The organism is Hyphobacterium sp. (assembly GCF_965228115.1).
Classification (GTDB): domain Bacteria; phylum Pseudomonadota; class Alphaproteobacteria; order Caulobacterales; family Maricaulaceae; genus Hyphobacterium.
This window is the reverse complement of record NZ_OZ245794.1, coordinates 1,430,428-1,451,149: the sequence shown is the minus strand read 5'-3', so window position 1 is coordinate 1,451,149 and position 20,722 is coordinate 1,430,428. Positions and strand designations below refer to the sequence as shown.

Genomic DNA, 20,722 nt, shown 5'->3' with positions numbered 1-20,722 from the left:
GTGACAAAGGAGACTGTCTTGAGCGAACTCCCCGTGCAGCAAATAAAGTCCTGCCTTGCTGATCTTATTGGCATGGCGACGGTTTCGCGCGACAGCAATCTGTCTGTGATCGATTATGCAGAGCGTCACCTCACCGCGTTGGGCGCGATTTGTCAGCGCACGGGCGATGACACGGCTAACAAAGCCAATTTGCATGCCATTCTGGGTCCGCAGGTTGATGGAGGCGTTGTCCTCTCCGGTCATACCGATGTGGTGCCGGTCGAAGGGCAGGACTGGTCAAGTGACCCTTTCAATATGATCGAGCGGGATGGCAAGCTCTTTGGCCGCGGCACCTGCGATATGAAAGGCTTTATCGCCTGTGCTCTGGTGACGGCCGAACGCTTTGCGGAAGCGGATCTGAAACGCCCTGTCCATTTTGCCTTTTCCTATGACGAAGAGGTGGGGTGTCTTGGCGCTCCGGCGATGATCCGCGAAATGACCGCCAGTGGCCCGCAACCCTCCATCGCGATCATCGGCGAGCCAACGGGTATGAAGGTCGTGACAGGCCATAAGGGTCTTTACTCCGTTCGTGTTGAGGTGGAGGGGCTGGAAGCACATTCCTCCAAGGTAGAAGACGGTGCCTGTGCTGTGACGCATGCGGTGCCAATGATGCAGTATCTGGTCGACCAGGCTGACGCCTGGAAAGACACTGCACCTGATGACAGCCCGTTTGATCCGCCCTATGGCACAATCACAATTGGTCAGGTGTGGGGCGGTGAGGCGGTCAATATTCTCGCCAGGCAGGCCTGGTTCGAAAGCTTGATGCGGCCTGCCCCGTGGGATGATGCCCGCGCGGTTGGTGACGGCCTGCGTGAACTGGCTGAAACCGTCGAGGCGCGGATGAAGCAAACAGCCCCCAAAGCTTCGGTTCGCGTCATTCAGCGGTCAGATGCGCCGCCTTTGCGACCCGAGCAGAACGGTGCTGCTGAAGAACTGGCAAGGCGCCTGACCGGCGATAATGCGGAGCGTTTCGTGTCATTCGGCACCGAGGGCGGCCAGTTCCAGTCAGCCGGTCTGTCGACGGTGATCTGTGGTCCCGGGCATATCGACCAGGCCCATAAGCCAGACGAGTTTGTCGAGATTTCGCAGCTTGAGCAATGCCTCAAATTTCTTTCGAAGCTTCCGGCTTATCTGAAAGATGATGCCCATGTATGAGCGTTCTGAACCATTTCAGGTCATCAATCCGGCGGATGACACGCCGGGCCGGGGAATTTTCGTCTTCGGGGCTCCCCGCGGGGGAACGTCCATGGTGGCCGGCGCGTTGCGCATTCTGGGCGTTGATATGGGTGAGCGTCAGGGCCACGGAAACAATGAGGATCTGGACATACAGGACGCGCGCGGCCCGGCTGGCGAGTTGAGCGATCCGGCGGGCGATGCTTTGGTCTCGGCGCTCGAAAGGATGATCCCAATCATCGAATCGCGGGCAAAGGTAGAAACATCGTGGGGCTGGAAAGATCCGCACGGCGTATATTACGCGCCGCAGATCGAGCCTTTGTTACCTGATCCCCGCATTATTGTTGCCTTCCGAGACCCGCTGGCGGCGGCTCAGCGCGTGCACATGCTGACAGGGTTGCCCTTGCTGGAAGCGCTGGAGGATACGCTGAATCTTTATCAACGCTGTCAGCGCTATCTGGCGGAAACGCGACTGCCAGCGGCGATAGTCAGCTATGAAAAGTCGCTCGTACGGCCCGAGCGGTTCATCGACAAGCTGATCGCTTTTTGCGGGCTGGATCCAAGTGATGCCGCAATCGAGGAAGCGGTCGCGTTTTGCTATCCCGAACGCGGCCATGGCAGCCCGAAGGACCCGGGCTGGCCACGCCAGGGTGCGCTTTAGGAAACTGCTTTCAGATCGGCCTTCTGGGCCGCTTCGCGGTCCTTGTTCCAGTAAGACACGGAAACCACTTTCGAGCGGTCGCAGCGGTCTGCATATTTCTTTGCAATCTCGGTGACTTCTTCGAGCAACCCGGCTTCCAGCGTGATCGGTTCGAGCCCGTAAGACAGGAAAGTTTCGTTCTCAACGTGAAGCTCGTTCTCATCCGCTTCATTGCGCGGATTGGGCAGATTGCTGATTTCAACGCCGGTCATCTGAGAGATCAAATCTGCCAGTTCGCGCACCCGGTGGGTTTCCGTCATCTGGTTCATAATATGAACGCGGTCGCCCGCTTCGGGCCGGTTTTTCAATGCCAGCTCGATACAGCGGACCGTATCCTGAATATGGATGAAGGCACGCGTCTGTCCTCCGGTGCCGTGAACCGTCAGGGGGTGGCCGATCGCGGCTTGCATCAGGAATCGATTCAGGACCGTTCCATAATCACCATCATAATCGAAGCGGTTGATCAGCCGCTCGTCCTTGCGGGTCTCATCGGTCTGGGTACCCCAGACGATACCCTGGTGGAGATCGGTGATCTTTAGCCCGTCATTCTTGTTGTAGAAATGGAAGAAGAGCGCATCCTGCGTCTTGGTCATATGGTAGATGGAGCCAGGGTTGGCGGGATAGAGAATGTCCTGCTCAACCGGTCCATTAGCGGTGTCGACCTTTACCCGCAGATAGCCTTCCGGAATTTTCATCCCCGCGGTGCCATAGCCGTAAACGCCCATCGTGCCGAGGTGGACGAGGTGTATGTCGAGGCCGGACTCAACAATGGCGGCCAGGACGTCATTCGTGGCGTTCAGATTGTTGTCCACTGTGTAGCGCTTGTGGCGCGCGGTTTTCATGGAATAGGGCGCAGCGCGCTGCTCGGCAAAATGAACGATGGCTTCCGGCTGTTCTGCCAAGATCAGGTTCACGAGTTCCTGATAATCCTTGCCGACATTCATATCGACGAAGCGGATTTCTTTGCCCGAAACTTCCTTCCACGCGTCAAGCCTGACGCTCATGGGCTGAATCGGCGTAAGCGAATCGACTTCGAGTTCGACATCAATCTTCCGCCGGGAAAGGTTGTCGACAATCACGACATCATGACCCAGGTTGGATAGGTGCAGGGCTGTTGGCCACCCGCAAAATCCGTCGCCGCCGAGAACGATCACCTTCATAATGAGCACCCACATATCAGAGTTTTCGAATTGGCGGGCCTTGTCGCAAGCGTAAAGCGTGATGACAAGCCTTTGCTGCCGCAATCTAGCAGGTAGACTGGGCGCTGCAAAACCAGATCAGGAGACCGGTTTGGCTGAAATCGAACCCTTCGGACCTTTTTCGGATGCGTTTCTTCTTGAACCGCGCCGCTTCGGTGATGATCGCGGTTGGTTTGAAGAGGTCTGGAATGAAGAACGCTTTCAGTCTCTTACTGGCGTTGAAACACGCTTCGTGCAGGATAATGCCTCGCGCTCTGGCGCGGTTGGTACGGTGAGAGGCTTGCACTTTCAATCGCCACCCATGGCACAAGCCAAGCTGGTCCGGTGTCCGCGTGGGGCGATTCATGACGTGATCGTAGATATTCGTCATGGTTCTCCAACCTTTGGCAAATGGGCAGGAACCACGCTAACCGAAGAAAATGGCCACCAGCTTTGGGTGCCGCGCGGCTTTGCGCATGGTTTTGTGACGCTCAAACCTGATAGCGAGATCGCTTATAAGGTCGATAATCCGTACTCGGCGGAACACGATGGCGGAATATTCTGGAATGATCCTGCGCTGGGCATTGAATGGCCGTTTGATACCGCGACCGCTATAACGTCGGAAAAGGACAGAAAGGCGCCAGTCCTTGCCGATCTCCCGAAGCTCTTCGAGTTCGCGTCGTGAAGATTTTGGTTATTGGATCGACTGGGCAGGTGGCGCGCGCCTTGGCGGCGCAGGCTGGCAAGCATGACGTCGTCCGAGCTGGCCGTCCGCAGATTGATTTGGCCAACCCTACCGGCCTCGCCGATCTGATCGGGCAGGCGTCTCCGGATGCAATCATCAATGCCGCCGCTTACACAGCAGTCGATAAGGCCGAGAGCGAAATCGAGACGGCGCGAGCGTTAAACGAGACCGGGCCTGCGGCATTGGCGCGGACAGCCGAGGCATTGGGTGCGCCTCTGATCCATATTTCTACCGACTATGTGTTTAACGGGCTGGGCGGTGCACCTTATGCGGAAGAGGATCCAACGGCTCCGTTGAATGTGTACGGCCAAACAAAAGCCGATGGCGAGCAGGCGGTGCTGGCGGCTCACCCGGGTGCATTGGTGGTGCGCACCAGCTGGGTCTACGCTCCGGCAGGTCAGAACTTTGTGCGCACCATGCTGCGTCTGGGTTCCGAGCGCGACCAGCTGAACGTGGTGGCCGATCAGATTGGACGTCCGACCGAAGCGCATGCATTGGCAGATGCTTTATTGGTCCTGGCTGAGCATTTGCGCGGCGGCGCGCCGGGTGGTCTGTTGCATGTCACCAATCGCGGTGAGGGCAGTTGGCGGGACCTGGCCGAGGCTGCGGTTAGAGGCGCCGGATTAGAGACACCCATTCACGGGATTGCGACCAGTGATTATCCGACGCCGGCACGCCGACCTGGCGACACCAGGCTCGATTTGTCCAAAGCGGAACGCGACTATGGCATCGTCCTGCCAGACTGGCGGGAGTCGCTGGAAAGGTGCCTTGAAATGATGGGGGTCGGTGGACGCGGTGCCTAAGAGAGGCTAAACGGCGCGCGACTTTCAATTTGGCGGAGTATGGCTTCCGCTCGTGATCGGAAAATCAAGGAGTTTGGCATGGCTGTTCGGGTCGCCATTACGGGCTTTGGCCGCATCGGTCGTCTGGCGCTGCGCGCTGTTCTGGAAGAAAAGCGCTGGGATGAGGTCGAGGTTGTTGCGATCAATGATTCCTCGACGCCAGAAACCAATGCGCACCTTCTGACATATGACAGCGTGCATGGCCGCTATCCGGGCACAATTGAGGTAGGCGATGACTGGATTGATGCGGGCTTTGGCAAGATCCAGAAAGTCTCAAACCGTGATCCCTCTCAACTGCCCTGGGGCGATATGGGCGTGGATCTGGTGCTGGAATGCACCGGCAAGTTCAACTCCAAAGAAGCCTCGATGGCGCACATCGAAGGTTCCGGTGCCAAGAAAGTGCTGTGCTCCGCTCCGGCCAAGAATGCCGACAAGACCATCGTTTACGGTGTGAACCATGACACGCTGACGGCGGATGATGTGGTCGTCTCGAACGCGTCCTGCACCACGAATGGTCTGGCTCCGGTCGCGAAAGTTCTGAATGATGCGGTGGGCATCGAGCGCGGTCACATGACCACAATCCATGCCTATACCGGCGATCAACCGACGCTGGACCGGAACCACAAGGATTTGCACCGCGCGCGCGCGGCCGCCATGTCAATGGTGCCAACCTCTACCGGTGCGGCGAAAGCCGTGGGGCTCGTCCTGCCGGAACTGGTCGGCAAGCTGGACGGTGCGGCTGTTCGCGTTCCAACGCCCAATGTTTCGTTGATTGATCTGGTCTTCACGCCGGGCAAAGCGACGTCTGCGGAAGAGCTGACCGATGCTATCAAGGCGGCCGCGGACGGTCCGATGAAGGGCATTCTGGGCTATGACGACATTCCGCTGGTCTCGATCGATTATAATCATGATAGCCGTTCGTCCATTGTGGCCGTCGACAAGATCAAGGTGATCGATGAGCGCCTGGCCCGGGTGATGACCTGGTATGACAATGAGTGGGGCTTTGCCTGCCGCATGATCGATACGGCAGCGGCCATGGGCCGTTTCCTCTAGGCCGGATTAAGCGGGGGCTGATATGGGTTTGCGCCGGATTGATGACGCCGATGTTCATGGCAAGCGGGTTCTGGTCCGCGTGGATTTCAACGTGCCGATGAAAGACGGCCGCATCACAGATGCGACTCGGCTGATGGCGGCTCTGCCGACGATTTCCCATCTCAAGCGCGAGAAAGCCAAAGTCATCCTGCTGGCGCATTTCGGGCGTCCTAAAGGTTCGCGCGTGCCCGAAGCCACGCTGGCGCCGGTTGCGCCGGAACTGGCGGATTTGCTGGCGGCGCCTGTGGCCTTTGCCGAAGATTGTATTGGTCCGGATGCCGAGGCGGCTGTTGCGGCATTGGAGGCAGGCCAGGTCCTGCTTCTGGAAAATACGCGCTATCACGCCGGTGAAGAAAAGAACGATCCGGATTTCACGGCACAACTCGCCAAGCTGGGCGACCTTTTCGTCAATGATGCTTTCTCGGCGGCTCACCGCGCCCATGCGTCTACTGCGGGTTTGGCCGAGCATATGCCGGCCTATGCCGGTCTGGCGATGCAGCGCGAGCTGGATCATCTGTCGCAAGCCCTGACCGATCCGAAACGGCCGGTGATGGCCGTTGTGGGTGGGGCGAAGGTCTCGACCAAAATCGCGCTTCTGGAAAATCTGGTGACCAAGGTCGACAAGCTGTTTGTCGGCGGGGCTATGGCGAATACCTTTATCGCCGCTCAAGGGTTTGGCGTGGGCATAAGCCTGTACGAGGCCGACTTCACCGCAACCGCGAAAACCATCATGGCGGCGGCCCGCACACATGGCTGCGAGCTGATCCTGCCAACCGATCTGGTTTGCGCAGAAGAGTTTGCGCCGAACCCGGATACGCAGACGGTCTCTATCGAAGCGATTCCGGCGCATATGATGGCGCTCGATTGCGGCTCCAAAACCGTTGATGACATTGCCGATCATATCGATGCCAGCGACACGTTGATCTGGAATGGTCCGCTGGGCGCGTTTGAAACGCCGCCATTTGACACTTCCACCGTGGAAGCTGCGAAATATGCAGGTCAGCGCTGCCGCGGACGCAAGCTGATTGCGGTCGCAGGCGGTGGCGATACGGTTGCCGCGCTGAATCAAGCCGGTGCTGCAGGAGATTTCACCTTCATTTCGACGGCGGGCGGGGCCTTCCTGGAGTGGATGGAAGGCAAAGCGCTTCCGGGCGTGGAAGCTGTCACAGAATAAGTCTAAGAACGTCAAAACCGATCTGCTGGGGACATGATTATGGATCTCGAAGAACTCAACTCGATTGCCAACAAAATGGTGGCGCACGGCCAGGGCATTCTGGCGGCGGATGAATCCACCGGCACGATCAAGAAGCGTTTTGATACGATTGGCCTGGAATCGACCACGGATAGCCGCCGCGACTGGCGCGAAATGCTGTTCCGCACCCAGCCGGCCATGAATGACTGCATCTCCGGCGTCATCCTTTATGATGAAACCCTGCGCCAGAAAGCTGCCGATGGCACGCCGCTGGTCGAGCTGATTGCGGCGTCCGGTGCCGTGCCGGGTATCAAGGTCGACACCGGGGCCAAGGATCTGGCGGGTGCGCCGGGTGAGAAAGTCACCGAAGGTCTCGATGGTCTGCGCGATCGTCTGAATGAGTATCACGAGATTGGTGCGCGCTTCGCCAAATGGCGCGCGGTGATCGACATTGGCCGCGAAGGCGATGACAGCATTCCCTCGCCCTATTGCATAGATGTGAACATGCACGCGCTGGCGCGTTATGCGGCGCTTTGTCAGGAAGCGGGCATTGTGCCGATCGTCGAACCGGAAGTTCTGATGGATGGCGATCATTCCATCGAGCGCTGCTATGAAGTCACCGAATACGGCCTCAAAGCGCTTTACAAAGCACTTTATGATCACGGTGTGGAGCTGGAAGGCACGATCCTGAAGCCCAACATGATCATCGCCGGAAAGAAATGCCCGGATCAGGCCAGCGTTGAAGAAGTTGCCGATATGACGGTGCAGTGTCTGGCCAATTGCGTGCCGGCGGCTGTGCCGGGCATCGCCTTCCTTTCTGGCGGTCAGAGTGATGAAGAAGCCACCGCGCATCTCAACGCCATGAATGCGGCATATGATCTGCCCTGGCCGCTGACCTTCTCTTATGGCCGTGCGTTGCAGGCCGCTCCGCTGAAAGCCTGGAATGGCTCGGATGTCGAAGCCGGTCAAAAAGCGTTCAATCACCGTGCCCGGATGAATGGCCTCGCCGCCAAGGGTGAGTGGACAGAGGCGCTCGAAAACGAAGGCTAGAAGAGATTTTGTCCATCCAAGCGTCAGCAGGATGAAGAATCGTTCTGCTTGCGTTTGCGTGGATAATTTTTCTGAAACCAGAATTTCGTCTCCTACGACTACTACTACGATTACGGCGGCCGTGGATGCGCGTGTCCATTGGATTGGCCTGTCTGTATTGGGTTGAGCGATCATTTTCGCGACTCCTGGAAACGTCCGGCTAGACTCCGAAAAGTTTCCGATCCGACTCCGATTTGCCGGCTTAGCCGGACCCGGTTATGGGGATAACCGGTCGCACGGTGAGGTATGCGGGGCCCGGTTCGGGGAGGGAGTCTATGCGCAGATGGCGCGGTGGGGATAAGGCGGGGATGAGCCCCGACCCAGTGCAGCACGGGAGTCAAGAGATCTAATTCAAATTCAATGGAGCCGGGTAGAGCGAAGCTTGTTGGGCGTCACTAGTGCATGACCCATTCAACGCCTGCTAGAGGGAAAGTATTGGACTCTCGTGAGCTATGCACAAAAAACTAATTTAGGTTAGATTTGGCTGATGGAGAACTGAGTTGAACAATTCGAGTTACGATAAATGAGCAAAAAACCTAAGATGAACAGCCCCTACAACGACAGTCTAGGGCTGTTGAGGCCACGATTTGGATTGCCCGAAGGGGCCTCCATTCTACTTTTCCTTGTTGGTTTCTATATAGCGAAATATTTTTTGGTTCCCATTATGATAACATACAATGACGGCTTCGGTTCCGCTGAATATGAACGGCAAGCCATTCAGCTCTGGGTAGGGGCCGTGACCGTTGGCGGATTTGGTCAATTATTGGCAGATCAGATTAGGGCCAGACTTCAGCAAGGAGACCCAAACGATGAGCAGTGACGTTTGAATGAGATGAATAGTAGATTGGGTCTATACGAGCAAATATTCGCAAGTACCCGCGCACATAAAATGACGTAAATAGTTTAAGCCGAAGAGCCAAATTATTCGAAATTGCCTTGATCTAGGTCATGGGTTTCGCATCCTTACCCATTGAAATTTATCGCAATAACAACCACAGCACTAACCCTATGATACTGATTATAAATAGCACTTTTGCGATTGCCTTAATTTCTTTACGAAATGTGTAAGCTATTCCTGCCCCGACCGCCCCACATAGAAGTACATAGGTAAGACTTTGCATTTGGATAAATTGAGCAAGCACTAGCCCCACAATGAACCCATAGATTATTACTATTCCGTCCCATTGCGAAGCCTGTGCATTGTTGGCGCTGGCAGTTGCGGAATTCGCTGCGGTAGGATTGGGCGGTGAGCTTTTGGAAGACGTTGCGCCGTGTTTCACTTTTGCCTTAGGCCGCGAGCTTTTGGAAGACGTTGGGCCGTGTTGCCCCTTTTCCTTGGGCTGCGAGCTTTTGGAAGAAGGCTGCTTGGAAGGCGAAGCGCCTTGTTTCATCTTGGGCTTGGTGATTGTACGCCTCAGCTCTGCTAGCTGTTGGGCTTGCTCATCGGCCCTTTTTTGCTGCTCACGGCGTTCTGCCTCTGCCCTTTCTCTTTCCGCTTGTGCTGTTCGATAGTCGTAGGCTCCAAATTGCTCACGCTTGCGCCTAACTTCATCATCGTTTTCAGACATTTATTCCTCATATATTCGATACTAGACAGTGCGCTAAATCGAGCGACTGATCCAAAAAAATAATAATACTGGAAGTTCAGTGCAATCGCGACATTGAACGCGCTCAACCATCACTGTCGAACAATAACCGCAAACTCGACACATCACGGTCTTTCCAACATATTGTTTTTGTGGGCTAGTGGCAGAACCTCCAGGTCTATAATCCCCCCTCTTCGACACGCCCGCCAAAAGCCCTAACCTCTAGGGCATGACTTGAACGATCTTATAGAAATGTGCGGGTCTGGCGGTGGTCGCCCGTGCGTTTGCCCTGGTCCAGTGTTCCGACCTCTCCGATGAAATCATTGCTTTCGATGCCGCGGTTGAACCACTGCGAAGCGCGATCAACTGATACGGTCTACCGCCTGCTATGTTCCAAATCTTCGTTCGAATATTCGATGCGGACTATTGCTGCCTGGTCCCAACGGAACGATCTAAAAGTGACATACACATCGCTTTTGCAAAGACATGAAGACACCCATAGACCGTCATCCGTCGTGACGATTGAGGTGAAGTGGGGACGATCTGCCTCGGTGAAGTTTTGCCAGTTTGTGGCTGAAAGATCGTAAAGGCCATCGCGTGGCAAGAGAAAACTGACGCTGCCATCCTCGTCTGTGTTGCCCGACGCGATCATCACACCGTTCATTTCAAGGACAATGTTCAGCCCGACAACAGGTTCGCCTGCACTTGATGAAGTGGACATGGCGAACGCTGCGATCGTGGATAGCAGAAGCCTTTTCATGGTATTTTCTCTACGAAAACGAGCCGACTGCACGCTAAGCGAAAGCTATCGGGTTGTCATCAAAACCCAAGCCCAACTTAAGGCCGTCCGCATCGCTATGACGATGCAGCTAATGCAGGCGGTGTCGATCCACGAAGCGAGCGACGGGTCGCCAACTAATCCTCAGGCTCTACGCCTCAGCCGCCGCGCATGCCTCCGGCATGCGCCCGCCGCCTTCCAGCAGGGAATTGCCCGCCGCATCGCATAAGGCATCAATGCGATAGCTGACCGCGTCCCTGCGCGGACCCCCGGCATAGCGGGCCACCAGCAAGACCTCGCCCGCGCGGGGTGCAACACCGGTGCAGGCATAAACCTCGTCATAATCCTCGCGCGCTTCGGCATGCCGCGACGTGACCGGACCAAAGCCCGGCATGGCTTGCCAGGCCGCCGCACAGGCCTCTTCAGCAAAGGCGTGGCGCTCTTCCATTGTCAGGATTGTTGTGTTGGCGTCTGACGCAGACCCGTTGAGAAAAAAAGAAGCGGCCCAGATCGCTAATCCCCCCAGGATCAGCATATTCAGAATACGCATCATTTGTCTTATCTCCCCACCCGGCGCGCACGCTATTTTACCTAACCATCCGTAGGCAAACACTTTCTCGTGACGGGCGAGCCGGTTCGCGTGGGGGTTTTCCGCATCCGTCAAACGCGCTACACGCCGCCCATGACATGCCAGCTTTATCTCCTCACCCCGCCGCGCCTTGATGCGGGCTTTCTTGAGACGCTGATCGAGGCGCTCGAGGCCGGGGAGGTGGCGGCTCTGCAGATCCGTTTGAAAGATCATTCTGTTGACGAGATCAAACAGCTGGCCCCACCGCTGATCAAAGCGGCTCAGGCGCGCGACGTGGCGGTGATCTTGAATGATGATCCGGAATTGGCCGTCGCGCTGGGCTGTGATGGCGTGCATGTCGGCCAGGGTGATGTGCCCGCCAAACAGGCCCGTGCGGCCATCGGGCCGAGGCGCATGCTGGGGGTGACCTGTCATGACAGCCGGCATCTGGCCATGCAGGCGGGTGAAGCCGGGGCAGACTATGTGGCCTTCGGGGCCTTCTATCCGACGCAAACCAAAGAACCGCCGAGCATGGCTGATCTGGATATTCTGGAATGGTGGTCAGAGATTTTTGAAATCCCGAGCGTTGCGATTGGAGGCATCACGGTGGAGAACGCGAAACCGCTGATCGAGGCGGGCGCGGACTTCCTGGCTGTGTCCTCGGGTGTGTGGTCGCATGTGGACGGACCGGCAAAGGCCGTTATAGCGTTCAACGCATTGATGCGGGGCGAGTAATTACGAGGTGACGATGGTCTATCGTTGGCTAGCCGTGCTGTTGATGATGCCTGCTTTTGCAGCGGCGCAGGATGAAACTCCTGAAACCGAAGAGGCTGCCGATCCGCCTGTGGACCAGGCAGAGACGGACGAGGATGCGCCCGTGCCTTTGCTGCGGGACCTGGATGTCATTGATGCGGCTACCCAGGATGCGGCGCTGGGCACAGGACCGGCCGATCTCGACGAGACGCCGGTGCCACAAGGTGATGTGCAGGAGATCTTCAATCGCGCCCAGCTGGCCTATGCGACGGGCGATTATGAAGCCGCCTATGTTCATGCGCGCACTGCGGCCGCCGGCGGACATGCGCAGGCCGCCAGCCTGGCGGGTCTGATGCATGATGACGGACAAATCGAAGCGGCTTCTGACGAGCAGGCCGCGCGCTGGTATCGCCGGGCGGCCAGCCAGGGCGAGCCGGTTGGAAATTACCGGCTGGGCCTTATGGCGCAGCAAGGCCGTGGCCGTTTGCTGGAGACCGAAGCGCGGAACTTTTTCTATCGCGCGGCCCAGGCAGGCTATGTCCCCGCCATGCTGTCCTATGCGCTGGTTCTTAAAGCTTCACCTGTGCCTCAGGACGCCGATCTGGCGCTGGAATGGGCCGAGCGGGCCGCCACCCAGGACAATAGCGAAGCGATGTTCCAGCTGGCCCAGATGCTGGATGTCTGGGCCGGGGGGCCGGAAAGCCCGGAAGCGGCGCGGCCCTGGTATGAACGGGCGGGCGAGGCAGGACATGCCGAAGCGGCTTTGCAGGCCGGCTTGATGGCGGCTTCGGGGGAAGGCGGTCCACAGGATGATGAGGCCGCCCTCCGTTATATTCGTCTGTCTGCCGAATCCGGATTTGCCCCGGCGATGGGTCAGTACGGTCTGATGCTGTATTCGGGATGGAATGGCGCTGAACCGGCGCCCGCCCTTGCCGCGGAATGGTTTGCGCAAGGGGCGGTCGGAGGCGATTCTGAGTCCCGCTATCTTTATGCGCTGGCGCTTGCCACGGGTGATGGCGTGGAACGCAATCTGGTCCGCGCCTATTACTGGGCGCTTATGGCCGAATACGAGATGGACGGGTCACGCGCCTACAACACCGACCGCGACCGTTTGGAGGCGCAGCTGGAAAATGCGCTGTCAGCGTCTGAAGCCAACCGTATTCAGTCCGAGGTGACGGCCTACCGCTCGCGCTGATCGATCAGGGCGTTGCGGATGCTTGCCGCTTTGGCTGCGGCCTGATAGGACGCGCGCGACTTGTCCGGCCCACGACCTTTTCGTTGCTGGATTACATCGTGAAGACAGCCAACAGGAATGCCGTCCATGAAAATCAACGGGAATGAAGTCCGGCCAGGTATGGTCTTGCAACACCAGGACACCATCTGGACGGTTGTAAAAACCGATCATGTAAAGCCCGGCAAGGGCGGTGCCTTTGCGCAGGTCGAGTTGAAGAACATTCTCGATGGCCGCAAGCTGAATGAGCGTTTCCGGGCGGCTGACAAGGTCGAACGCGTGCGTCTGGAACAAAAGGAATTTCAATTCCTGTTCAAGGACGACACCATGGCCACCTTCATGGACACGGAAAGCTATGAGCAGATTGAGCTGTCCATGGAGTTCATCGGCGAGGATACCGGCGCCTATCTCACCGATGGCATGATGGTTGAGCTGGAATTTTATGAGGAGCGCCCGATCGGCCTTACCCTGCCGCAATTTGTCGAGCTGGAAATCGCCGATACCGAGCCGGTCGTGAAAGGTCAGACGGCGGCCAATTCCTACAAGCCGGCTGTTCTTTCCAATGGTGTCCGCACGTCGGTGCCGCCTTTTGTGGGCGTCGGCGAGCGTGTCATCATCTCGACCGAAGACGGCAGCTATTCCAAGCGGGCTGACTGACCCATGGGCCGTCTCACTGCTCTGATGGAAGTCATGCAAGGCGCGGCACGCAAGGCCGGCCGGGCACTGGCGCGCGATTTTGGCGAAGTCGAACACCTTCAGGTGTCCCGCAAAGGACCGGCAGATTTCGTGTCTGCAGCGGATCGGAAAGCCGAAGATATTCTCTTTGAAACGCTGAGCGCGGCGCGTCCGGGCTACGGGTTCTTGATGGAAGAGCGCGGTGTTGTGGAGGGGACCGACAAAACCCATCGCTGGATCATTGATCCGCTCGACGGCACGCTGAACTTCCTGCACAGCCAGCCACACTTTGCCATTTCGATTGCGCTGGAGCGCGAGGGCGAGATTGTTGCCGGGGTGATCTACAACCCGGTGACAGGCGATATGTTCCATTCGGAAAAAGGCACGGGCGCCTGGTTGGACGAACGGCGTTTGCGGGTATCGGCCCGCCGCGAGCTTTCGGAATGTGTCATTGCGACCGGCACGCCGTATTTCGGCAAGCGCGGGCATGCGCGCTTTCTCAAAGAGCTCTATCAAGTCATGCCAAACGTGGCGGGTATCCGCCGCTTCGGGGCGGCATCTCTCGATCTGGCATGGACGGCGGCTGGCCGGTTTGACGGCTTCTGGGAACGCGATCTGAATGCCTGGGACATCGCGGCTGGCCTGATCCTGATCCGTGAAGCCGGAGGCTTTTATGCCGAGGCCGATGGCAAAAATGACGTGCTGGAAACCGGAAGCATTATCGCCGGAAACGAGCATGTTGTGCCGCAGATTGGCGAAAAACTGAAAGCCGCCGCCTAACCAGTCATCCTGCATTCAGCCGGATTGCGTTTACCTGCAAGGCAGGGAGGTCTGCGCAATGCTTGAGCTATTGATGATCGCTGATGGCGATGTGACCGAAGACTGCACCTGGAATGGTATCCCGCTCTATGGGGAGGTCCAGGTCGTCGACTCCTTCGCCGACATTGAAGTTCAGGTCGTCGAAAGTTTTCCGGATTTGCGTGTGAAAACCGTCGAGAGTTTCCCGGATGATTGCGGCGAATGGGAATTTGTTGACAGCTTTCCGGATTTTACGATCCGCTTTGTCGACAGCTTCCCGGATATCAAGGTCAAGTTTGTGGAGAGTTTTCCCGGTGTGGACTAGGCGCAGGCCGCACAACGCGGCGCGGCTGGGTCGCTCTTGAGCCGCTTTTCCGCAATCGCCTCTCCGCACTCGACACAATCGCCAAACTCGCCTTCGTCCAGCCGTTTCAGCGCGGCCTCGATGCGGCGCAACTCCAGAGCACGGCGGGCATCAGCCGCTTTCGCCATGGCTTGAACCTGCAGGCTATCCTGCCGGGATAATCGCCCGACAGATTGTTGGTCGAGCGTTACCGGTTTGCGATCATCTTTCGCTTTCGAAGACAAGCCAATCAGCTCGTCTTTCAGCGCCAGCAAGCGGTTTCGGGCTTTGGTCTCATCGAGGGCCATGCGCGAAGCCTAGCACTCGATGGATTAATGCGCCTATTCTTCCTCAGCGCGTAAGTGCGCCAGCGTTTCAATGCGGATGCCGATCTCGGTGCCAACAAGCTGTGACGCGATCTCGTGGCCCCAATCTGTGCGGTTTATCGTGCCGGTAATGGTAAAGCCGACCGCCGGGCGTTGATTGGAGGGGTCCGTGGCCATCTGATTCAGGACGGCATTGAACGTCACTTCCCGGGCTTCTCCCCAGAGCGTCAGCTGGCCGGTCACATCAGCTGTATTCTCGCCCGTCAGCGCTACAGACGTTGATTCAAACGTAAGCTGTGCATTTTCTGGCGCGTTCAGCCAGAAGGGTCCGGCGAGGTGTTCGTCCCTGACCGGATCACCTGCCATGACAGAGCCGGTTTCAACGAAGGCTGAAACGCTGGAGTTTTCTGGTGCCTCGGCATCCAGCGTGATTGTGCCTCCGGATGTGCCAAAGCTGCCGAAAATAGTCGTAAACCCGAACCGGTCGACCGAGAACGTGGCCTGTGTATGCGATGAATCGATGTCGTAAACATCTTGCGCCAGCACGGGCGTGGCTGCTGTGACGGTCAGGCAAATTGCCAAGAATGGCTTGTTCATTGTTTGCTCCCCTGATTGAACCAAAAAATAATGAGAGCCCGCAGGTCAGCCTTCAAATGACGAATTGGAAAGGCAAAGCAAAGATGCGTGAACACTTCCTGGGGATGGCGGCCTACAATGCCTGGGCCAATGAACGGCTTTATGAGGCGGTTAAGCAGCTCTCCGAAGGTCAAATCAAGTCCAACAATGGGGCCTATTTTGGCAGTCTTTTCGGCGCGTTGACCCATATCCTGATTGCCGACCGGATCTGGATGTTCCGGCTCACTGGTGAGGGCCCGAACCCGACCAATCTTCGAGAGATACCGTTCGAGACGCTCGGCGAATTATGGATGGAGCGCCAGTTGATGGATTTGCGAATTTCGTCGTTTGTAGACAGCCTGAATGAAGATGATCTTCCAGAGGACGTGCATTATTCCAACACAAGGGGCGAAGCGCACAAGTTGGCGCGGCAAACCATCCTGACCCATTTCTTCAATCACCAGACCCACCATCGGGGACAGGTGCATCACATGCTGTCGGTTGAGGGCCTGGATCCGCCACCGCTGGATTTGCTTTATTTCGTTTTGCCCACTGCTTAGGGGAGACGAACCGGCAGCCCTTCCCGGTAGTCAGGGCTGACAGGCCCGCCTAGTTTCCCGAACAAACAGGTTCGACAGGGACAGTCATGACCGAAAATATTCTTTCTCTGGATGGCGTTACGAAACGCTATTCAGGTCAAACGGCCGTTGATTCCTTCTCGCTGGAGGTCAATCGCGGTCAGATTACCGGATTTCTGGGACCCAATGGTGCCGGCAAAACCACGTCGTTACGCATGGCGCTGGGGATTATCAAGCCGGATGCCGGCCGTGTCGCCCTTTTCGGCAAAACGCCCGGAGCCAAAGTGCTGGAAAGCGTTGGTTTCCTTCCGGAAGAGCGCGGCATCTACAAGAAAATGAAAGCCGAAGACGTCATCATTTTCTTTGGCCGTATGAAGGGCATGACGATGCCCGCAGCGCGCCGGGCGGCCCGGGAAGGTCTGGAGAAATTCGGGCTGGGCGAAGCGCGCGGCAAGAAGATCAAGGAAATGTCGAAAGGCATGGCCCAGAAAGTCCAGATTATTGCGACGCTGGCGCACGATCCGGAGTTCATCATCCTCGATGAACCGTTTTCAGGGCTGGACCCGGTGAACCAGAAGATGCTGGAAGAGATGATCCGGGCGGAAGCCAATCGCGGCAAAACGATCCTGTTTTCGACGCATGTCATGGAACATGCTGAACGGCTCTGCGACAAGATAGTGCTGATTTCCAAAGGCCGGAAAGTGTTTGACGGGTCTGTATCGGAGGCCCTTTCACAAGTGCCCAGACGCGTGATCATCGAGAGCGCCAGCGACCATGATCTGACACAGATCCTCGCCGACACGGGCGAAATCTCGACTGAGGAGGCGCCTGAGGGCTTGCGGGGCTGGACCGTTGAGCTGGCCCCCGGAAAAGATGCTCAGGATGTGCTGAAAGCGTGTGTGGATGCCGGCGTGCGGTTGGCCCGGTTCGAACCCATGCGGGCGCACCTTCATGATGTTTTTGTCGAGCTGGTCGAAAGCTCAAACCGGGAGACGGTGTAATGCGCGCGATCTATCTTATCGCCCGGCGGGAATACCTGTCTTATGTGGCCACTTGGGGCTTCTGGCTGTCCCTGATGTCCGTTCCGTTCTTTATGGCGGTCGGATTTTTGATCCCGCTCCTCGCAGAGAACTCTCAACCCACGCGTTATTACGCCGTCATCGACCAGACGGGCATGGCGCTTGACCGGCGGTTGGAACAGGAACTGGTCGAAGGACAGAAAGACGAGGTGCTCGAGGCATTGCGCCCGATCGCACAAGGCGCAGGCCGGGAGGATGCGATGCCGGCTGTTGAGGCCGCCCTACGCGCGGAGCCAGGTCTGGAAGGCTTTCCGGAAGCCCTGCAAGCCCTCGGCGTGCCGGTCGAGATATCTGAAGCACAATTCGCCAGCCGCTTTGTCAGGGTAGAAGCGCCAGGAAATTCGATCGAAGAGTTGCAACCCTTCCTCCTCGGTGAACAAAGCATCACCGTTGATGGCGAAGACCATGCCTTGTTCGCAGCGGTTCTGTTTCAGCGCGGCGGTGATTTCGGCGTGACCGGCGAGTATTGGAGTGACAATCGCACCAGCACGGGGCTGAGATCCGCCGCCCGCAGAACGCTGCGGGATTTTGTCCGGACAGACGCTCTGGAAGCCGCAGGCATTTCTTCGGAGGCGCTGGCCGAGATCAATGCGATGAACCCCCGTGTCAGAGAGCTTTCACCTGAACGTGGCCGGGAGGATGCCGAGGTCAGTATTGAAGACCGGATTCCGTTTGTGGTCGGTATTTTCTTCTCAATCGGCCTTTGGGTGATGATCTTTTCGGTCACCAACATGCTGTTGACCGCCATGATCGAGGAGAAAGGCAACAAGATTTTGGAGACTTTGCTGGCGACCGCGCGTTTTCATGAGATCCTCGTCGGCAAGCTGATCGGTGTCGCCGGTGTTACCGCGACCTTCATGATGGTCTGGGGCGGTGTGGGTACGGTTGGTCTTTTGACCGCCCAGTCGGTTGCAGCCGCAGCGAATCTGCCCGTTGCGGGTATTCTCGGTGCGGTGTTCGACCCGGGGCTGCTGATCCCCGCGATTGCGTACTTTGTGGTCGGCTATCTGATGTTCGGCACAATGTATCTGGCAATCGGGTCGCTTTGCGACACGCTGCAGGAAGCGCAGTCGTTGATGAGCCCGATGATCCTCATCATGATGGTGCCCTTTATTATCATCATGGTGACGCTTGAAAATCCGGACTCACCCTTCCTACAGGTGGCCTCCTGGGTGCCGATCTGGACACCTTTCCTGATGCTGTCGCGCTTGCAAACCGATCCGGGTCTTTTTGAGCTGGTAGGCACCAGCGTGTTGATGATTGCAACAGCGGTCCTGATTATCGGGCTGGCCTCTCTGATCTTCCGGCAAGGCGCGCTGGGCCGCGCGAATGCCTCTTCGGTGAAGAAGCTGTTCAGCCGCAAGAAGGTAACAACGTAACAGGGCAACAAAAGGAAACGCCGCGCTGAGATCAGCGCGGCGTTTTACTTTAAACCCGTTCGGCTTGGGCTTGCGGTGGCCTAGCGGCGGCGCCCCTTGGCACCGCCCAGCAGGCCTTCGCGCTGTGCGCGCTTGCGAGCCAGCTTGCGGGCCCGGCGGATCGCCTCGGCCTTCTGGCGCGCGCGCTTCTCCGAGGGCTTCTCGAAGTGATTGCGACGCTTCATTTCACGGAAAGTGCCTTCCCGCTGCATCTTCTTTTTCAGCGCGCGGAGCGCTTGCTCCACATTGTTCTCGCGCACAATAATCTGAACGATGGTCCGCTCTCCTGTGTCTATTCAAATCTGTTGCGCAGCCGCACAGATTCGTGGCGACCGCAGGCCTCTTGCCGAGAGGCGCGGCTATTAGCAGAGCCAGAGCGGCCTGTCCACACCCTCAAACGCCTGTGACGCAATGCGCATCGACGCCGCGGCGGTGTTGCTCTACATAGGCGGCATGATGTCAAAAGACACCCCAACTGATCTCGATCTCTTGCTGGATGCGGCGCTGGTTCACGCGGCCTATGAGGGCTGGTCCGATGCCATGCTGCGCGAAGCCGCCGAAGACGCCGGTGTGAGCGAAGAGGCGACCCTGTTGGCCGCGCCGCGTGGTGTTCTGGACGTGATTGCGCATTGGTCGCTGCGGCTGGATGAGGCCATGCTGGCCCGCATGGAAGCTGCTGATCTGGCGTCCATGAAGATTCGCGACCGTGTCACACTGGGTGTCCAGGCGCGACTTGAAGCTATTGGCCGGCATGAAGAGGCGGCGCGCCGGGCGCGGGCCCGGTTGATGCTGCATGATGCCGGGTCGCTGGGGCCGGAATTGATCTGGGCCACGTCGGACAAGATCTGGCGGGCGCTGAAGGATCCGTCGACCGATTTCAACTGGTATTCCAAACGCACGATTCTCTCGGCTGTTTACACAAGCTCATTGGCGGCCTGGCTGAATGATGAAAACCCGGATAAGGCAAAGGCCAAAGCCTTTCTCGACCGGCGGATCCAGAATGTCATGGAGTTTGAGAAAGCCAAGGCGGGTTTTCAAAAAATGACAAAGGACTGGCCGGACCCCGCTGAAGTGTTGGCAGGCTTGCGCTATGGCCGTTCCCGCCGCTAGTTCCAGCGCGGATTTGGAAACCAGTCCCGCTTGGCTTTGACCTGAACGATTTCTTCTTCCGGCCAGCGAAGCGCGGTGAGCTTTCCACCATAAACAACGCCGGTATCGAGACACCAGACATTGTTTTTATGGCGGACTTTTTTCTCCGCAACATGGCCATGTACGACGGTCGGCGTGCCGGTGTAGTTGCGTGCCCAGTCGCGGCGGATCGGGAAGCCCAGATCATCGGTTTGCCCGGTCGTTTCGCCATACATGGCAAAGGCCCGTGACTGGCGGCTTTCAATGCCGTGAAACTTTTCCGGCAGGCCGGCATGGGCGACGATCAAACGCCCGTCATCCAGAATCAGATGACCGGGCAGGCTTTCCAGATAGGCCCGCGCCTGGTTCAGGAATTTCCGCTTTTCCTGCTTTGTTTCTTTAATCGTCGTCTTGAGACTGCTCGAGACCTGAACATCGCGGCCCATCAACCAGCGCAGGAATTTGTCGTCATGATTGCCGATGACGCATCGTGAGGTGTCGTCTGCCTCGCCCTGCATGGCCAGACGCAAGACGTCCATCGAGGCCGGGCCACGATCGACCAGATCACCGACGAAAATCACTTTGCGGCCGTTCGGGTGGGCGATCCTGGTTGTCCGCGTGCCTCGGGGCCCGCGAGATTTCAGCGTGTAGCCAAGTTTTTCCAGAAGTTTTTCGAGCTCGCGCGCGCAGCCATGCACATCCCCGATGATATCAAAAGGGCCGCGCTGGTCTTTCCAGGAATCAGGTCGCTGAACCGTCATGCGTCTCCCTTAGCGGGGCAGGGGCTGAGTTCAAG

25 protein-coding genes are annotated in these 20,722 nt (G+C 57.6%); 17 read left to right on the top strand and 8 right to left on the bottom strand.

Annotated elements, in window-relative coordinates; all coding sequences use genetic code 11:
* Window positions 1–18: 18 nt before the first annotated feature.
* Window positions 19–1,194, top strand: a complete 1,176-nt coding sequence (argE, locus tag ACO079_RS07765; protein WP_421788990.1) for an acetylornithine deacetylase — start codon at window positions 19–21, stop codon at window positions 1,192–1,194.
* The gene (locus ACO079_RS07760; protein ID WP_421788989.1) at window positions 1,187–1,873 is read left to right on the top strand and encodes a sulfotransferase; all 687 of its coding nucleotides are present in this window, start codon (window positions 1,187–1,189) and stop codon (window positions 1,871–1,873) included. The genes argE and ACO079_RS07760 overlap by 8 nt, the downstream gene beginning before the upstream one ends.
* On the opposite strand, the gene ACO079_RS07755 is transcribed toward ACO079_RS07760, so the two are convergent.
* Entirely contained in the window at window positions 1,870–3,072 is a 1,203-nt protein-coding gene (locus ACO079_RS07755) for an NAD-dependent epimerase/dehydratase family protein (protein ID WP_421788987.1), read from the bottom strand. The two genes, ACO079_RS07760 and ACO079_RS07755, sit on opposite strands and share 4 nt — an antisense overlap.
* Window positions 3,073–3,202: 130 nt before the next feature.
* On the opposite strand from ACO079_RS07755, the gene rfbC reads away from it, so the two are divergent.
* From rfbC to ACO079_RS07725, 6 genes are all read left to right on the top strand, one after another.
* On the top strand, window positions 3,203–3,775 hold the full coding sequence (rfbC, locus tag ACO079_RS07750; protein WP_421788985.1) for a dTDP-4-dehydrorhamnose 3,5-epimerase: 573 nt from the start codon (window positions 3,203–3,205) through the stop codon (window positions 3,773–3,775).
* Window positions 3,772–4,638, top strand: coding sequence for a dTDP-4-dehydrorhamnose reductase (rfbD, locus tag ACO079_RS07745; protein WP_421788983.1), 867 nt, complete (start codon window positions 3,772–3,774; stop codon window positions 4,636–4,638). The genes rfbC and rfbD overlap by 4 nt, the downstream gene beginning before the upstream one ends.
* Before the next feature lie 78 nt (window positions 4,639–4,716).
* On the top strand, window positions 4,717–5,730 hold the full coding sequence (gene gap, locus ACO079_RS07740) for a type I glyceraldehyde-3-phosphate dehydrogenase (protein ID WP_421788982.1): 1,014 nt from the start codon (window positions 4,717–4,719) through the stop codon (window positions 5,728–5,730).
* A gap of 22 nt (window positions 5,731–5,752) precedes the next feature.
* On the top strand, window positions 5,753–6,943 hold the full coding sequence (locus ACO079_RS07735; RefSeq protein WP_421788980.1) for a phosphoglycerate kinase: 1,191 nt from the start codon (window positions 5,753–5,755) through the stop codon (window positions 6,941–6,943).
* 39 nt (window positions 6,944–6,982) lie between these two features.
* Window positions 6,983–8,011, top strand: coding sequence for a class I fructose-bisphosphate aldolase (locus ACO079_RS07730; RefSeq protein WP_421788979.1), 1,029 nt, complete (start codon window positions 6,983–6,985; stop codon window positions 8,009–8,011).
* A gap of 562 nt (window positions 8,012–8,573) precedes the next feature.
* On the top strand, window positions 8,574–8,870 hold the full coding sequence (locus ACO079_RS07725) for a hypothetical protein (RefSeq protein ID WP_421788977.1): 297 nt from the start codon (window positions 8,574–8,576) through the stop codon (window positions 8,868–8,870).
* A 157-nt stretch (window positions 8,871–9,027) separates the two neighbouring features.
* On the opposite strand, the gene ACO079_RS07720 is transcribed toward ACO079_RS07725, so the two are convergent.
* From ACO079_RS07720 to ACO079_RS07710, 3 genes are all read right to left on the bottom strand, one after another.
* The gene (locus tag ACO079_RS07720) at window positions 9,028–9,618 is read right to left on the bottom strand and encodes a hypothetical protein (RefSeq protein WP_421788975.1); all 591 of its coding nucleotides are present in this window, start codon (window positions 9,616–9,618) and stop codon (window positions 9,028–9,030) included.
* Window positions 9,619–10,012: 394 nt separating this feature from the next.
* Window positions 10,013–10,396 (bottom strand): hypothetical protein, encoded by a 384-nt coding sequence (locus tag ACO079_RS07715; protein WP_421788974.1) that lies wholly within the window; start codon window positions 10,394–10,396, stop codon window positions 10,013–10,015.
* Between the two features lie 169 nt (window positions 10,397–10,565).
* Window positions 10,566–10,967: a hypothetical protein gene (locus ACO079_RS07710; RefSeq protein ID WP_421788973.1), complete on the bottom strand. Its 402-nt coding sequence runs from the start codon at window positions 10,965–10,967 to the stop codon at window positions 10,566–10,568.
* A gap of 129 nt (window positions 10,968–11,096) precedes the next feature.
* Between ACO079_RS07710 and thiE the strand changes: the two genes are divergently transcribed.
* The 5 genes from thiE to ACO079_RS07685 all read left to right on the top strand — a co-directional run bounded on the left by thiE (window position 11,097) and on the right by ACO079_RS07685 (window position 14,764).
* Window positions 11,097–11,717: a thiamine phosphate synthase gene (thiE, locus tag ACO079_RS07705; protein WP_421792929.1), complete on the top strand. Its 621-nt coding sequence runs from the start codon at window positions 11,097–11,099 to the stop codon at window positions 11,715–11,717.
* 13 nt (window positions 11,718–11,730) lie between these two features.
* The gene (locus ACO079_RS07700) at window positions 11,731–12,930 is read left to right on the top strand and encodes a tetratricopeptide repeat protein (protein WP_421788971.1); all 1,200 of its coding nucleotides are present in this window, start codon (window positions 11,731–11,733) and stop codon (window positions 12,928–12,930) included.
* Window positions 12,931–13,056: 126 nt separating this feature from the next.
* Complete coding sequence (gene efp / locus ACO079_RS07695) at window positions 13,057–13,623, top strand: elongation factor P (RefSeq protein ID WP_421788969.1); 567 nt, start codon at window positions 13,057–13,059, stop codon at window positions 13,621–13,623.
* A gap of 3 nt (window positions 13,624–13,626) precedes the next feature.
* Window positions 13,627–14,421, top strand: coding sequence for an inositol monophosphatase family protein (locus ACO079_RS07690; protein ID WP_421788968.1), 795 nt, complete (start codon window positions 13,627–13,629; stop codon window positions 14,419–14,421).
* A gap of 58 nt (window positions 14,422–14,479) precedes the next feature.
* Entirely contained in the window at window positions 14,480–14,764 is a 285-nt protein-coding gene (locus tag ACO079_RS07685; protein ID WP_421788967.1) for a hypothetical protein, read from the top strand.
* Here the strand turns inward: ACO079_RS07685 and ACO079_RS07680 are convergent.
* Window positions 14,761–15,090 carry a TraR/DksA family transcriptional regulator gene (locus ACO079_RS07680; RefSeq protein WP_421788965.1) on the bottom strand — a complete coding sequence of 110 codons (330 nt, stop codon included), beginning with the start codon at window positions 15,088–15,090 and terminating at the stop codon, window positions 14,761–14,763. The two genes, ACO079_RS07685 and ACO079_RS07680, sit on opposite strands and share 4 nt — an antisense overlap.
* Window positions 15,091–15,123: 33 nt before the next feature.
* A complete protein-coding gene (locus ACO079_RS07675; RefSeq protein WP_421788963.1) occupies window positions 15,124–15,705 on the bottom strand; it encodes a YceI family protein in 582 nt (193 codons plus the stop codon).
* A gap of 56 nt (window positions 15,706–15,761) precedes the next feature.
* Here ACO079_RS07675 and ACO079_RS07670 point away from each other — a divergent pair, with 56 nt between their 5' ends.
* From ACO079_RS07670 to ACO079_RS07660, 3 genes are all read left to right on the top strand, one after another.
* Window positions 15,762–16,283 carry a DinB family protein gene (locus ACO079_RS07670; protein ID WP_421788961.1) on the top strand — a complete coding sequence of 174 codons (522 nt, stop codon included), beginning with the start codon at window positions 15,762–15,764 and terminating at the stop codon, window positions 16,281–16,283.
* 86 nt (window positions 16,284–16,369) lie between these two features.
* On the top strand, window positions 16,370–17,302 hold the full coding sequence (locus ACO079_RS07665) for an ABC transporter ATP-binding protein (protein ID WP_421788959.1): 933 nt from the start codon (window positions 16,370–16,372) through the stop codon (window positions 17,300–17,302).
* Complete coding sequence (locus ACO079_RS07660; protein ID WP_421788957.1) at window positions 17,302–18,759, top strand: ABC transporter permease; 1,458 nt, start codon at window positions 17,302–17,304, stop codon at window positions 18,757–18,759. Before ACO079_RS07665 ends, ACO079_RS07660 begins: the two co-directional genes overlap by 1 nt.
* 80 nt (window positions 18,760–18,839) lie before the next feature.
* On the opposite strand, the gene rpsU is transcribed toward ACO079_RS07660, so the two are convergent.
* Window positions 18,840–19,094 carry a 30S ribosomal protein S21 gene (gene rpsU, locus ACO079_RS07655; RefSeq protein WP_421792928.1) on the bottom strand — a complete coding sequence of 85 codons (255 nt, stop codon included), beginning with the start codon at window positions 19,092–19,094 and terminating at the stop codon, window positions 18,840–18,842.
* Between the two features lie 115 nt (window positions 19,095–19,209).
* On the opposite strand from rpsU, the gene ACO079_RS07650 reads away from it, so the two are divergent.
* A complete protein-coding gene (locus ACO079_RS07650; protein ID WP_421788956.1) occupies window positions 19,210–19,908 on the top strand; it encodes a COQ9 family protein in 699 nt (232 codons plus the stop codon).
* On the opposite strand, the gene ACO079_RS07645 is transcribed toward ACO079_RS07650, so the two are convergent.
* Entirely contained in the window at window positions 19,905–20,687 is a 783-nt protein-coding gene (locus ACO079_RS07645; RefSeq protein ID WP_421788954.1) for a metallophosphoesterase, read from the bottom strand. The two genes, ACO079_RS07650 and ACO079_RS07645, sit on opposite strands and share 4 nt — an antisense overlap.
* Window positions 20,688–20,722: the final 35 nt, after the last annotated feature.